Below are 14,231 nucleotides of genomic sequence, written 5' to 3' on the forward strand. Positions count from 1 at the left end.
ACCTGCCATCGTAAGCAAAACAACTTTTAAGGAGGCTACGATTGTGAATAAGACTGAATTGGTAGCTAGCGTTGCAGAAAAAGCAGGTCTGACGAAGAAAGATGCTGAGAAGGCTGTAAACGCACTGTTCGAGAGTGTACAGCAGGCACTGGTTGAAGGCGATAAAGTACAGATGATTGGCTTCGGCACGTTTGAAGTCAAGGAGCGTGCTGCTCGTACGGGCCGCAACCCGCGCACGAACGAGACGATCCAGATTCCGGCTTCCAAGAATCCGGTATTCAAGGCTGGTAAGGCTCTGAAAGATGCGGTCAATGCATAAGTTTGCTTGATTCATGGAGAAGCCGGGTTCCTTCGGGAGCCCGGCTTCTTGTTATACCTGCCGGTATTTTGGGTGAGGAGGAGCGATTTTGGAGCTTGGCTTACAGGGGAAACGCGTGCTGATATCAGGAGGGTCTTCCGGGATTGGCCTGGCAGCGGCCCGCCAGTTCCTCGAGGAAGGTGCAAAGGTCTGTATCATGGGCCGCACGCAGATGCGCGGCGAGGCGGCGGTGGCCTTCCTGCAGCGGGATTTTCCTGCGGCAGAGGTATTCTTTGCTGCCGGCGATGTCAGGCGACGGGAAGATGGGATTTCCTGCGTCCGCCAGATGATGGACCGTTGGGGAGGAATGGATGTCCTCGTCAATTCGGCCGGCATTTATCAGGAAGGGGCGCTTGACGACCTTACACCTGCAGAACTTGATGATATCCTGGCGACCAATGTCAAGGGGACGTTTTATCTGACGCAGGCGTCGCTTACCGCTTTGCGCAGCACGCGCGGCGCTGTCGTGAATGTTGCGTCAGACGCCGGTGTTCACGGCAATTATTTCTGCGCGGCCTATTGTGCGAGCAAGGGGGCCGTGGTGCTCTTCACGCGTGCACTGGCACTTGAGCTCGCGTCTTTCGGCGTGCGCGTCAATGCCATAGCACCTGGCGACATCATGACGCCCCTGACGCAGGCGCAGCTTCAGGGAGCTCCTGACCCGCAGCAGGCCCTGCGCGAGATGGCGTCGGTCTATCCGCTCGGACGCATCGGCACGCCGGAGGAAGCCGCTTCTCTCATCGTCTTCCTGGCTTCCGCCCGGGCAGGCTTCATCACGGGAGCGATTTATGGCGTGGACGGCGGACTGACGGCCTGATGCCGTTGTTTTGTAGTCAGAGGAAAAGGAGAGCATATCATGAATATCCTGATATTGACGGCTTCCATCGGTTCCGGTCATATCAAGGCGGCCGAGGCGGTGGAGACGGAACTTCGACGCCTGCAGCCCGAGGCAGAGATCACGACGATCGATTTCATGTCGCGCCGCACGTCGCGCCTGCACTGGTTCATGAAAAAATTTTACCTCGTCATGCTGGCTTTCGTGCCCAATCTTTACGATGTCTTCTATCATCTGTCGGGGGGAGCATCGGGCGGACGTTTCGTGCAGGAGGCCTTCGCGCTGGTCATGAGCCCTGTCATGCGCCATCTTGCCAGGCGGTACCGGCCTGATCTCGTGCTCTGCACGCATCCGTTCCCGGAAGGTGCCGCAGCGCGTCTCAAATGCCATGGAGAGGCCGATTATCTGTTGGGGACGGTCATGACGGATTATTCGCTGCACCAGATCTGGCTTTATGAAGGCGTGGACTGCTACTTCATGGCGACGGAGGAGATGCGCACGGGCATGATGCAGCATGGCTTTCCTGAGGACCGGCTCGTCGCCGTGGGCATCCCGGTGTCGGGCATTCTGCAGGAGATGACGGATAAGGAAGGTGTGCGCCGCGCGCTGGCCATTCCCGAGGGGCAGCCGGCTGTCCTGCTGATGGGCGGCGGTCTGGGGCTCGGCGGCATTGAAGAGAATCTCCGTGCGCTGGAGGCCATTCCCAGCCGGTTGACCCTGCTCGTCGTGGCGGGGCGCAACGAGCGGCTCCTGGGCAGAGTACAGGACTTTGCTGACGCCTCGCATCATCAGGTGCTCGTCTGGGGCTATACCGACCAGGTCCATTTCCTCATGCGCGGTGCCGATCTTTTAATCACGAAGCCCGGTGCGTTGACCATCAGTGAGGCCTTCGTGCTCGGACTGCCGATGCTGCTGCATGATCCCATTCCGGGGCCGGAGACGGAAAATGCCATTTATGCGACGCATCATGGTGCGGCGGTCTGGCTCCATCCCGGAGAGGACATCGCATTGGCCGTCAGGCGCCTTCTGCAGGGCACACGGCTCCAGTCGATGAGCCATGCGGCAATCTGCTGCAGCCGTCCGCTGGCGGCTGCAGCCATTGCGCAGCGCCTGACGGAGATGATGATGGCGCGGCCGCAGGAGGTTCGGCAGAAATAATGTTCGGAGTGCTTGCATTGCCCGCTGTTTCTCCGTATGATAAAGAGGAGACTTGCAGGAGCGGAGAGGAGAAGAGGTTATGAGGCCGAGAGAAAAACGGAAAAAAAGCTGGTTCAGCTGGTTTAATTTCCTGCTGATTGCCATCATCGTATATTTTTCGTCAATCCTGATATCGCAGCAGATCTATCTGAGCCAGGTCAATGAGGATCAGGCTGCGGCGGAGGCAAGGCTGGCAGCTGCACAGGAAGAACACGACAAGCTGGTCAAGGAGAAGGATGATCTGAGCCGCCTTGATTACATCGAGAAGATCGCACGTGAGCAGCTGGGCATGACGCGCAGGGGAGAACTGCCGTACAATCCGGGCAAATCGGTCGAAGGGAAATGAAGAGCCTGAAAAGACGTTCTTTCCTTGACACTCTTGAGCACGCAAGGTTATAATAAAGCGTGTATTTTCCATCGCGATTTAAGGAGGAAGAATTAATTTGTCCATTGAAGTCGGCAATGTAGTAGAAGGTGTTGTCACGGGCATCACGAATTTCGGTGCGTTCGTGGAACTGCCAGAGGGCAAGACCGGTCTGATCCATATCTCTGAGGTAGCGGATGTTTATGTAAAGGATGTCCATGATTTTCTCTCGGAACGGGATAAAGTCAAGGTCAAGGTGTTGAGTGTGGATGAGCGCGGCAAGATCGGGCTTTCCATCAAGCAGCTTCAGGAAAAGAAGCCGGAGATGCCTGCCCGCACGGGCAATTCTTCCTTCCGTCCACAGCGCCCGAACCGTGGACCGCGGGATTTCCGCAAGTCAAACCGCTTCAACAATTCTACGGCATCCTTTGAGGATAAGCTCTCGAAGTTCCTCAAGGACAGCGACGAGCGGCTGACGGATTTGCGCCGCAAGACGGATTCCAAGCGCGGAGGCCGTGGCTCCCGCCGTTCGGACTGATAATCGGTATGATCAAAGCACTCTTACGGGGTGCTTTTGTGCTTTATGATGAAAATGCCGGTGCCTGTTTGCACGGCCGGCGGATGGAGCGCAGGCAATGATCGGTAAGGTATTGGAGTATTGTGACAATCATGGCTTATTGCAGCCGGGCATGCACGTCCTGGTGGCCTGCTCGGGCGGCCCGGATTCCCTGGCCCTGCTCGATATCCTGCTGCAGCTGCGCGCAATGCGCCGCCTGACCATCACGGCGGCTCATTTTGAGCATGGCATTCGCGGGCAGGAATCGCGCGACGATGCGGCCTTTGTGCAGCGGTTCTGTCAGGAACGCGGCATTGCCTGCCTGACTGGAGCTGACGACGTGCCGGCCTTTGCCAGAGAGCGGGGGCTTTCTCTCGAACTGGCGGCGCGTACGCTGCGCTACCGGTTCCTCTGGCAGGCCTGTGATGAGGCGGGGGCAGATGTCCTCGCGACGGCGCATCATGCCGATGACCAGGCCGAAACCGTGCTCATGCGTATCCTGCGCGGCACGGGCCCCGATGGCCTTGCGGCCATGCGCCCCAAAAGCGGGCGTCAGATTCGGCCGCTGCTCGGCACCTCGCGCGCGGATATTGAAGCGTATTGCAGGATGCGTCAGCTGACGCCGCGGCACGATGTGACGAACGATCTGCCGGACTGCACGCGCAACCGCATGCGCCTCCTGGTGCTGCCGTATCTGCGCGCGCACGCCAATCCCGAGGTTTCCCGGGCACTCTGCCAGCTGGCAGAGCTCGCGTCAGACGAGGACGATTATCTCGAAGCGGAACTCACCGCTTCCTGGTCTCAGCTCAAGCCTCCGGGAGAGGCGGATACTCTGCTGCTTGCCCCGTTTGAGAAGCTTCATCCTGCCATGCGCCGCCGGGCGCTGCGCCGCTTTTTCCGGGAAGTTTCGGGCACGGCAAAGGACCTTGGCTTCCCGCATGTCCAGGCGATGGAACGCCTGGCGGCAGGCGGGAGGACGGGCTCATCACTTGCCCTTCCCGGCCGCTGGCAGGCGCATGTATCGTACGGCCGCCTCTGCCTGCGAAAACAGGCAGAACGGGCGGCCTGCGCGGAACCGCATCAGGCGGTGCCCGTAACCATACCGGGTGAAACGCATTTCGGTCCCTGGGTCCTTTCGGCCAGCCTGCTTGATGAACTGCCTTCCCGGACGGGGCCAATGGAGTTTTATCTGGACGCCGGGGCCCTCGCTAATGGACCGCTTTTCCTGCGGACGCGCCGGCCGGGCGATATCATGAGCCTGCCGGCAGGTCATAAAAAACTTAAAGATGTATGGATTGACGACAAGATACCGCGTGAAACGCGCGACAGCATCCCGCTCCTGGCATCGGGCCGCGAGGTCCTCTGGGTGATCGGTCATCGGCGCGGCTCCCGGTATCCTGTCGCTGAAGATACTGGAAAAATCCTGTATGTTCGGCTAGAAAGAAGAGAGGATAAAGACCATGATGAAAGATGATATCGAGAAAATCGTATTCACAGAAGAAGAACTCAAGAAGCGCATAGCGGAACTTGGCGCTCAGATTACGGAAGATTACAAGGATGCCAAGGAAACGATTTACTGCGTCGGTATTCTCAAGGGTGCGGTGGTATTCTATACGGATCTCGTGCGCAGCATCAATCTGCCTGTGCATTTCGACTTCATGATTGCTTCGAGCTATGGCAACGGCACGGAAACGAGCGGTACGGTCAAGATTCTCAAGGATCTTGATTACGATGTGGAAGGAAAACACCTGATCATCATCGAAGATATCATAGACTCGGGTACGACGATGAATTACCTCATGAAGTATTTCCGCGAGCGCAAACCGAAAAGCGTCAAGCTTTGCTCCCTGCTTTCCAAGCCGTCCCGCCGTACGGTCGATGTGCACATCGATTACTGCGGCTATACGGTGCCGGATGAGTTCCTGGTGGGCTATGGCCTTGATTATGCAGAGAAGTACCGGAATCTGCCATATATCGGTGTGCTGAAGCCTGAGGTCTACGCATGAAGAACCGGTACGCCTCGACTCTGGAACGAAGGGGGACAATGGTTTGAATAAGTTTCTACGCAATGTAGGGTTTTATCTGCTCATCATCCTGGTGGCGATATCCATCATCGATTATTTCTCGACCAGGAATACGAACCGGCAGGAAGTGGAGTACACCCAGTTCCTGCATCAGGTGGATGAGGGCAAGGTATCCAAGGTGGTCATCATTCAGAACACCATCCGCGGCACGCTGTCGGATGGTACGGAATTCACGACCATCACGCCGGATGCGCCGAATAATGACCCGGATCTCTATCAGAAGCTCACCTCGAAGGGCATTGACATCGCGGCGGAGAATCCGCCGGAGCCGCCCTGGTGGTCGCAGATGTTCTCGTCTGTCCTGCCCATCCTGCTGCTCATCGGTGTCTGGTTCTTCATCATGCAGCAGACGCAGGGCGGCGGCGGCCGCGTCATGTCGTTCGGCAAGAGCCGGGCGCGCATGAGTGGTGCGGATAAGATCAAGGTCACGTTCCGCGATGTCGCCGGTGCCGATGAGGCCAAGCAGGAGCTCGAGGAGGTTGTCGAGTTCCTCAAGCATCCGAAGAAGTTCAATGATCTCGGTGCCCGCATCCCGAAGGGCGTGCTGCTCTTCGGCCCTCCGGGCACCGGCAAGACCCTGCTGGCCCGTGCCGTTGCCGGCGAAGCCGGCGTGCCGTTCTTCTCGATTTCGGGTTCCGACTTCGTCGAGATGTTCGTCGGCGTCGGCGCCTCCCGCGTCCGCGACCTTTTTGAACAGGCCAAGAAGAACGCGCCGTGCATCGTCTTCATCGATGAGATCGATGCCGTCGGCCGCCAGCGTGGCGCCGGTGTCGGCGGTGGTCACGATGAACGCGAGCAGACCCTTAACCAGCTGCTCGTCGAGATGGATGGCTTCGCTGCCAATGAAGGCATCATCATCATCGCGGCGACGAACCGTCCGGATATCCTGGACCCCGCTCTGCTGCGCCCCGGCCGCTTCGATCGCCAGATCGTCGTGGACAAGCCGGATGTGCGCGGACGCCTGGCCATCCTCAAGGTTCACACGAAGGGCAAGCCCATTGCCAAGGATGTGGACCTCGACATCCTCGCCCGTCGCACGCCGGGCTTTACGGGTGCGGATCTCTCGAACCTCGTCAACGAGGCGGCCCTGCTGGCTGCGCGTCGCAACAAGCATCAGATCGGCATGGTCGAGATGGAGGAAGCCATCGAACGCGTCATCGCAGGTCCGGAGCGCAAATCCCATGTCATGAGTGAAGAGGAGAAGCGCCTGACGGCTTATCACGAGGGCGGTCATACGCTGGTCGGCATGATGCTCAAGCATGCCGACCCCGTGCACAAGGTCACAATCATTCCGCGCGGCCGTGCCGGCGGCTACACGCTGATGCTGCCGAAGGAAGACCGCAACTACGCGACGCGCTCGGAACTCCTCGACCGCCTCAAGGTGGCAATGGGCGGCCGCGTGGCGGAGGAAGTCGTCCTCAAAGAAATCTCGACCGGTGCATCGCAGGATATCCAGCAGGCTTCGCGCATCGTGCGCAGCATGATCATGCAGTACGGCATGAGCGAAGTGCTCGGTCCTGTCGCATATGGTGAGAGCCAGAATCATCAGGTATTCCTCGGCCGCGACCTCAATCATCAGCGCAACTACTCGGAAGAAGTGGCCAGCGAGATCGATAAGGAAGTCCGCAAGTACATGGAGGATGCCTATGAGGCATGCCGCAAGATCATCACGGAGAACCGCGATAAGCTGGAACTCATCGCACAGGCCCTGATGGAACGTGAGACACTCACGGCCAAGGAACTGGAAGAACTCCTGACGACGGGGCATATCCATGATGAGAACGATGAGGATTCCGGAGAAAGCGACGGCCCGCAGAATGGAACGCCGGCCGTAACGCCGCTGCCTGTCACGGATGACGCGGAGCCTGCCGCAAAGGAAACGTCGGATGAACGCGATGAACAGCAGGCAAAGAATGCAGAACCGAAATTCAATGTGACGCATTACAGCAAATAAGGTGCAATTTTTGGCGAAGAACATGCCGGGAGGTGTGTCCTTCGCTTTTTTTATCGCCCGTTACGGTGTATAATAAAACGATGTATTGAAGAATGGGGAGGTGGCGTATTTGCGCGCAAAAATACTTTCCCTGCTGCGCTCGGCAGGGGATTCCTATCTTTCCGGTGAAGAAATCGCAAAGCGGCTAGGCGTTTCGCGTACGGCCGTCTGGAAGCACATCCAGGAGCTCCGGGAGAGCGGCTACGATATCGTGAGCCATTCCCGCAGTGGCTATTCGCTGCGGGAGGCGCCGGACCGCCTGCTGGCGGAAGAGATCCGGCATGGCCTGCAGACACGGATTGTCGGCAGGGAAATCCATGCCTACGAGTCCATCGATTCGACCAACCTTGAGGCGAAACGGCTGGCTCAGAAGGGGGCGCCAGACGGCACTGTCGTGGTAGCCGAGGAGCAGGGCGCCGGACGAGGCCGGCTGGAGCGCCAGTTCTTTTCGCCGCGCGGCAGGGGCATCTGGTTTTCCGTGCTGCTGCGTCCTCCCTTCCTGCCGCAGGAAGCGCCAAAATGCACGCTGCTGGCCGCTGTGGCCGTGGCCCGTGCCATGCAATCCTTCGGCCTGCAGGCCGGGATCAAATGGCCCAACGATATCCTGTATCAGGGCAGGAAACTCGTGGGCATCCTGACCGAGATGAGTGCGGAGATGGACAGCATCAATTATGTCATCATCGGCACCGGCATCAATGTCAATATCGCGCAGGAAGAATTCCCCGCAGGGATTCGCGCCGTCGCGACGTCCCTGCAGGAGATGAAGGGGGAGAAAATACCGCGCGTGCCGTTTTTCCGCGCAGTCCTGCACGAATTCGATGTGCTCTATCAGCTCGTGAAGGAACAGGGCTTTGACGGCGTTTTTGACGCCTGGCGCGAATTCAGCATCACGCTCGGCCGCGAAGTACGCGTCATCGGCGTCCGCAGCGGTGAGAGCTTTACGGGCAAAGCCGTCGACATCGATCCCGACGGCGCCCTGCTCGTCGATACGCCGGACGGCCGCCGCCGCGTGCTGGCGGGCGATGTGTCAATCCGACCCAGTCATATGGAGTAAGAGTTCTACAGGAGGAATCCCTTTGTTATTAGTCTTGGATATCGGGAATACCAATATCGTCATGGGGACCTACGAAGGTCGCCAGCTCATGAAACACTGGCGCATCTCGACGGACCGCCAGAAGACCGGTGATGAATACGGCATGCTCATCAATGCTCTGTTTGCGTATCAGGGCATCAAGATGACGGATATCGAGGCCATCATCATTTCCTCGGTCGTACCGCCGCTTGTCGTGCCGCTCGTCAAGATGTGCGAGCGTTATTTCCGCCTGCGGCCGCTCGTCGTCGGCCCCGGCATCAAGACGGGCATCCGTCTGAACTATGAGAATCCGCGCGCCATTGGTGCCGACCGCATCGTCAATGTGGTCGGTGCATATGAACAGTACGGCGGCCCCCTGATCGTCATTGATATCGGCACGGCGACGACATTTGATGTCGTGGCGGAGAACGGGGATTTCCTCGGCGGGGTCATCGCACCCGGCATCGGCACGAGTGCCGACGCCCTGTTCCAGCGCGCTGCCCAGCTGCCGCGCATCGAACTCGTGCCGCCCAAGCAGATCATTTGCCGCAACACGATACAGGGCATGCAGGCGGGGATCATCTTTGGTTACGTGGGGCAGATCGATGAGATCGTGCGCCGCATCAAGCAGGAAATGGGCGGCGAGAAGCCGGTCAAGGTCATCGCGACAGGCGGCCTGGCCCGCATGATCTCGCGCGAATCCTCGACCATCGATACCATCGACCATTTCCTGACACTGACGGGCCTGCGGGTGCTCTATGAACGCAATCAGGAACGTGTACAGGAGAGGCATAATAAATGAAAATCGGCAAGTTCCATTTTGATACGCCGGTATTCCTCGCGCCGATGGCCGGCGTGACGGATACGGCCTACCGCGTCATCGCGCACGATATGGGCTGCCCGCTCTGCTATGCGGAGATGGTATCCTGTCAGGGAATCCATTTCCGCAACGAGCGCACGCTCTCCATGCTGCAGTCGGAGCCGGAGGAGCGGCCGCTTGCCATGCAGATCTTTGCCAATACGCCGGAGATGGCGGCGGAAGCGGCCCGCTATGTCGAAGCGCTCGGCACGGCGGACATCCTCGATTTCAATATGGGCTGCCCGGCACCGAAGATCGTTAAGAACGGCGAGGGCTCCGCACTGATGCGCGAGCCGCGTCTGGCTTATGAGATCCTCTCGGCTGTCCGCAAGGCCGTAAAGATGCCGTTTACCGTGAAGATGCGCAAAGGCTGGGATGACAATCATGTCAATGTGATCGAGATGGCAAAGCTGGCGGAAGAAGCCGGCGTCGATGCCATCGCGGTTCACGGACGCACGCGTGAGCAGTTTTACCGCGGGCATGCCGACTGGGAAATCATCGGCCGTGTCAAGGAGAGCGTCAGCATCCCCGTCATTGCGAATGGCGATGTGCGCACGGAAGACGATCTCGACGAAATCCGCCGTGTGACGAACTGCGACGGTGTCATGATCGGCCGGGCCGCACAGGGCAATCCCTGGATTTTCCGGCAGCTGACGCATTACTGGAAAACCGGCGAGCGCCTGCCGGGGCCGACGATGCAGGAACGCGCGGAGGTGCTGCTGCGCCATCTCGACCTCCTGCTCCAATATAAGGGCGATTATGTAGGTCCCAGAGAGATGCGCAAGCATGCGACCTGGTACACGCGGGGCATCACGCATGGTGCTGTGCTGCGCGAGTTGTTCAACAAGGCGGTGACGCGGCAGGACTTTGTCGCGATCATCGATGCATATTTCAAGAAAGGATGATTTTCATGGCGGAAACGAAGAAGGTTCCAGTCTGGAATCAGTACAGCGAGGAGGAAAAGCAGGCACTCGAGAAACTCTGCACGGGATATCGTGAATTCCTGTCCACCTGCAAGACGGAGCGCGAGAGTGTCAAAGAAGCCGTGCGCCAGGCACGTGAGGCCGGGTACCGCGACCTCAAGGAAGTCATTGCCTCCGGTCACAAGCTGGAAGCCGGGGACAAGGTATATGCCGTCAACATGAAGAAGTCCATCGTGCTGTTCCAGGTCGGCGAGGCCCCGATTGCCTACGGCATGAATATCCTTGGTGCCCATATCGATACGTGCCGTCTCGATGTGAAGCAGAATCCGCTTTATGAAGATGGAGGCCTCGCGTATCTCGATACGCATTACTATGGCGGCATCAAGAAATACCAGTGGGTCACGCTGCCGCTGGCCCTGCACGGCGTCGTGGTGAAGCCGGACGGCAAGGTCATCGAGGTCTGCATCGGCGAGGATGAAGGCGACCCGGTATTCTGCGTCACGGACCTTCTGATCCATCTCTCACAGGAGCAGATGAAGAAGAATGCAGCCAAGGTGGTCGAAGGCGAGGACCTCGACATTCTCGTCGGCAATCATCCGTTTGCGGGTGAGGACAAGGAGGCCGTCAAGGCCGGCGTTCTGAAGCTCATCAAGGAGAAATACGATATCGATGAAGAGGATTTCGAGTCGGCGGAGCTGGCGCTTGTGCCGGCCGGCAAGGCGCGTGATCTCGGCTTTGACCGCAGCATGATCCTGGCTTACGGGCAGGATGACCGTGTCTGTGCCTACACGTCCCTGCGCGCGATGCTCGAGACGGAGCATGTGCGCCGCACGGCCTGCTGCCTGCTCGTCGACAAGGAGGAGATTGGCAGCGTCGGCGCTACGGGCATGCAGTCGCATTTCTTTGAGAATACGGTTGCGGAGCTCCTCAATGCTATGGGCGTGTACAGCGAATTGACACTGCGCCGCACGCTGGCCAATTCGAAGATGCTTTCGTCGGATGTCTCGAGTGCTTATGACGCTCTGTATGCCTCGGCCTTTGACAAGAAGAACGTGGCGTATTTCGGCCATGGCATGGTCTTCAACAAGTTCACGGGTGCCCGCGGCAAATCGGGGTCGAACGATGCCAACGCGGAATATCTCGCGGAGCTTCGCCGCATCCTGAACAAGCACCAGGTGCATTATCAGCTGGCGGAACTCGGCCGTGTCGACCTCGGCGGCGGCGGTACGATTGCCTACATCATGAGTCTTTACGGCATGCAGGTCATCGACAGCGGCGTGGGCGTCATCAGCATGCATTCTCCGTGGGAGGCCACGAGCAAGGTCGATATCTATGAGACGCGCAAGGGATATACGGCCTTTCTGCTCGAAGCATAAAGGCACTGTGAGAGGTATGACATCTCGGCTGTTCGTATAACAAAAAAGCCTGCATCATCCTGATTGGGATGATGCAGGCTTTTTATTTTGTATCTTAGTCTTCGATGGCCGTTTCGAGGGCAATCTTGATCATGTCGTTGAAGGACGTCTGGCGTTCTTCTGCCGAGCAGCTCTCGCCGGTCAGCAGATGGTCGCTGACGGTGAAGAGGGCGAGTGCCTGGACATGGAACTGGGCGGCAATCGTGTAGAGTGCGGCGGATTCCATCTCGACGGCGAGTACACCGTACTGGCGCAGCTTGTCGTTGTCGATCTCATCGTCGTAGAAGCGGTCTGCCGAGAGAATGTTGCCGACCTTTACAGGCAGATTCAGGTTGCGCGCATTGGCGACGGCTTTTTCAAGCAGGCTGTAGTCGGCAATCGGTGCGTAGTTGATCGAACCGCCGAAGATGTTGCGGATGATCGAGGAGTCCGTGCTGGCCGCCTGGGCGATGAGTACGTCGCGGAGCTTCAGGTCCTTGTGCATGGCGCCGCAGGTGCCGACACGGAAGAGTTTCTTGACGCCGTATTCCTTGACGAGCTCATGAGTGTAGATGGAGATGGAAGGGATGCCCATGCCCGTGCCCTGTACGGAGACGGGGACGCCTTTGTAGGTGCCCGTGAAGCCGAGGATGTTGCGGACCGATGTGTACTGTTTCGGGTTCTCAAGGAAGTTTTCCGCGATGAATTTTGCGCGCAGCGGGTCGCCCGGCAGCAGGATGCGCTCGGCGATCTCGCCCTTTTCAGCAGCAATATGAGGTGTAGCCATGGTCATTCTCCTTTACATGTTCCGTGCAGATAAAATGCTATCTGTTCTGAAAATTTAAAACCTATGGCCTAATTATAAAAAAAAATAGGGAATAAGAAAAGCCCACCTGTCCCTTTTTCCCATGACGATTCCGCATGAATCCTGGTGTTATCCACGTACACATGTACAAAATCCCGCCGAATCGCTGTTGGATGTACAGACTTGTAACGTTGAGACAAAAATTGACAAATAGATGAAAAATATGTTATAATCCGAGATGTTGATATAAGTTGTCAGGACAATCGCGGCAGCCCTCGAGGCTGATGAGGAAAGTCCGGGCTCCATAGGGCGAGTGTGCTGGATAACGTCCAGCGAGGGTGACCTCAGGGAAAGTGCTATAGAGATTTAGACCGCCTGACTTGTCAGGCAAGGGTGGAAAGGTGCGGTAAGAGCGCACCAGCGGACCAGGTGACTGGCTGGCTTTGGTAAACCCCACACGGAGCAAGACCGAATAGGGAAGGGATGATGCGGCCCGCGGAACCTTCCGGGTTGAGTCGCTTGAGCCGGCAGGTAACTGCCGTGCCTAGATAAATGATTGTCACCGCGCAAGCGGAACAGAACTCGGCTTACTGATGACTTATAACACGATGCATGCAACGAGGCTGCCCCTTCTGGCAGCCTGTTTTCATGTCTGGGGGGAATCTGAAAACAATCTGAAAGAATTTCATACAAACGCAAAAAAGAATCATCAAGTGACAGGAATACGACGACTTTTGTCGTATTATATATATTAGAATTGGGTTTAACAGAATAAGCTGAGTCCAGCCCAGGAGCGGGGGAACCAAGTTTTTGGGGTGAACGTCTGGCTCACGGTGTCAGACCGCAAAGGTCTTCATGGTGAAAAAGGCGAGGGTGGTCTTCTCTACCCTAACCCGGCAGCTAACCTCGTAAGCGAAGAGAGAGAGGAGTGGCTTTTTGAGTAAAGCAATGCGTATTTTCGCACTATCCATGATCCTTATGTGCTGGTTTTCTGTAGCGGGGGCGTCAGCATTCCGCGTTGGAGACCAGGGCAGCGATGTAGCAGAGATCCAGGGGCAGCTGGCCAGCCTGGGCTATGATGTCGCAGCAGATGGTGACTACGGTCCCGCTACGGCAGAAGCAGTCAAGGCCTTCCAGGTCACTCAGGGCCTCAGTGCAGACGGCCTCGTCGGTCCGTCCACCTATGCGGCACTGCTCGGCAAGTCCATGCCGGAAGTCAGCCGTGGCACAAACTACATCTCGCGCCGTGTCGTATCGGAGTCGATGAATTACCTCGGTGTGCCGTACGTATTTGGCGGCACGACGCCGAGCGGTTTTGACTGCTCCGGTTACGTCCGCTATGTATTTGCTCATGCCGGCATTTATCTGCCGCGCACGGCCGATGCACAGTATGAATGCGGCTATCCGGTGTCCACAGGTGAGCTCGTGGCAGGCGATCTCGTGTTCTTCTCCACGTATGAACCGGGTCCGTCTCACGTTGGCATCTACCTTGGCGATGGTGAGTTCATCAATGCCTCGTCGAGCCAGGGCGTGTCCATTGCTTCCCTGTACAGTTCTTATTGGGGTTCCTGCTATATTGGTGCCCGTCGCGTAATGTAATTTTTTCGGAGAGGGGCGGAAGTCTCTCTCCCTTTTTTTCGGAAAGGATGAGAATGTTGGGCGATATCTTCCTTGTCTTCCTGATCCTCCTGATGATTGCTTACGCGTATTGGGATGAGCTCTTCACGGAGTGACACAGTCGGCCGTTCACTGGTATCCGGTGGATGGCTTTTCTTGTAGAGGAAACCGAAA

14 protein-coding genes, 1 other RNA gene and 1 riboswitch are annotated in these 14,231 nt (G+C 57.6%); of the genes, 14 read left to right on the forward strand and 1 reads right to left on the reverse strand.

From position 1 onward, the window contains the following. Positions 1–43: 43 nt before the first annotated feature. The 12 genes from DWZ54_RS00960 to DWZ54_RS01015 all read left to right on the forward strand — a co-directional run bounded on the left by DWZ54_RS00960 (position 44) and on the right by DWZ54_RS01015 (position 11,617). Complete coding sequence (locus DWZ54_RS00960; RefSeq protein ID WP_118015567.1) at positions 44–319, forward strand: HU family DNA-binding protein; 276 nt, start codon at positions 44–46, stop codon at positions 317–319. A gap of 88 nt (positions 320–407) precedes the next feature. Further along, on the forward strand, positions 408–1,175 hold the full coding sequence (locus DWZ54_RS00965; protein ID WP_233541572.1) for an SDR family NAD(P)-dependent oxidoreductase: 768 nt from the start codon (positions 408–410) through the stop codon (positions 1,173–1,175). A 39-nt stretch (positions 1,176–1,214) separates the two neighbouring features. Next, positions 1,215–2,351 carry a glycosyltransferase gene (locus DWZ54_RS00970; RefSeq protein ID WP_118474118.1) on the forward strand — a complete coding sequence of 379 codons (1,137 nt, stop codon included), beginning with the start codon at positions 1,215–1,217 and terminating at the stop codon, positions 2,349–2,351. Positions 2,352–2,430: 79 nt separating this feature from the next. After that, positions 2,431–2,736, forward strand: coding sequence for a cell division protein FtsL (gene ftsL / locus DWZ54_RS00975; protein ID WP_118015569.1), 306 nt, complete (start codon positions 2,431–2,433; stop codon positions 2,734–2,736). Between the two features lie 97 nt (positions 2,737–2,833). Further along, positions 2,834–3,292: a S1 domain-containing RNA-binding protein gene (locus tag DWZ54_RS00980; RefSeq protein ID WP_118015570.1), complete on the forward strand. Its 459-nt coding sequence runs from the start codon at positions 2,834–2,836 to the stop codon at positions 3,290–3,292. Between the two features lie 97 nt (positions 3,293–3,389). Next, the gene (gene tilS / locus DWZ54_RS00985) at positions 3,390–4,784 is read left to right on the forward strand and encodes a tRNA lysidine(34) synthetase TilS (RefSeq protein ID WP_118474119.1); all 1,395 of its coding nucleotides are present in this window, start codon (positions 3,390–3,392) and stop codon (positions 4,782–4,784) included. Continuing rightward, entirely contained in the window at positions 4,771–5,316 is a 546-nt protein-coding gene (hpt, locus tag DWZ54_RS00990; RefSeq protein WP_118015572.1) for a hypoxanthine phosphoribosyltransferase, read from the forward strand. The genes tilS and hpt overlap by 14 nt, the downstream gene beginning before the upstream one ends. Before the next feature lie 43 nt (positions 5,317–5,359). Further along, a complete protein-coding gene (gene ftsH / locus DWZ54_RS00995; RefSeq protein WP_118474120.1) occupies positions 5,360–7,348 on the forward strand; it encodes an ATP-dependent zinc metalloprotease FtsH in 1,989 nt (662 codons plus the stop codon). Positions 7,349–7,457: 109 nt separating this feature from the next. Beyond that, positions 7,458–8,441, forward strand: a complete 984-nt coding sequence (locus DWZ54_RS01000; RefSeq protein WP_118474121.1) for a biotin--[acetyl-CoA-carboxylase] ligase — start codon at positions 7,458–7,460, stop codon at positions 8,439–8,441. Between the two features lie 22 nt (positions 8,442–8,463). Beyond that, a complete protein-coding gene (locus DWZ54_RS01005) occupies positions 8,464–9,261 on the forward strand; it encodes a type III pantothenate kinase (RefSeq protein ID WP_118015575.1) in 798 nt (265 codons plus the stop codon). Then, complete coding sequence (dusB, locus tag DWZ54_RS01010; RefSeq protein WP_118474122.1) at positions 9,258–10,223, forward strand: tRNA dihydrouridine synthase DusB; 966 nt, start codon at positions 9,258–9,260, stop codon at positions 10,221–10,223. Before DWZ54_RS01005 ends, dusB begins: the two co-directional genes overlap by 4 nt. 5 nt (positions 10,224–10,228) lie before the next feature. Continuing rightward, positions 10,229–11,617: an aminopeptidase gene (locus DWZ54_RS01015; RefSeq protein WP_118474181.1), complete on the forward strand. Its 1,389-nt coding sequence runs from the start codon at positions 10,229–10,231 to the stop codon at positions 11,615–11,617. 94 nt (positions 11,618–11,711) lie between these two features. Here DWZ54_RS01015 and deoD read toward each other — a convergent pair whose 3' ends face one another. Next, the gene (gene deoD, locus DWZ54_RS01020) at positions 11,712–12,422 is read right to left on the reverse strand and encodes a purine-nucleoside phosphorylase (RefSeq protein ID WP_118474123.1); all 711 of its coding nucleotides are present in this window, start codon (positions 12,420–12,422) and stop codon (positions 11,712–11,714) included. A 265-nt stretch (positions 12,423–12,687) separates the two neighbouring features. Between deoD and rnpB the strand changes: the two genes are divergently transcribed. Both rnpB and DWZ54_RS01030 read left to right on the forward strand, forming a co-directional pair. Further along, positions 12,688–13,045, forward strand: an RNA gene (gene rnpB / locus DWZ54_RS01025) — RNase P RNA component class A. A gap of 159 nt (positions 13,046–13,204) precedes the next feature. Beyond that, positions 13,205–13,371: riboswitch (cyclic di-AMP (ydaO/yuaA leader) on the forward strand. Between the two features lie 17 nt (positions 13,372–13,388). Continuing rightward, positions 13,389–14,039: a C40 family peptidase gene (locus tag DWZ54_RS01030; RefSeq protein WP_370245704.1), complete on the forward strand. Its 651-nt coding sequence runs from the start codon at positions 13,389–13,391 to the stop codon at positions 14,037–14,039. Positions 14,040–14,231 lie beyond the last annotated feature (192 nt).

Origin of the sequence: Mitsuokella sp. AF33-22, from assembly GCF_003475755.1 — a bacterium.
In the GTDB taxonomy this organism is placed as follows: domain Bacteria; phylum Bacillota; class Negativicutes; order Selenomonadales; family Selenomonadaceae; genus Mitsuokella.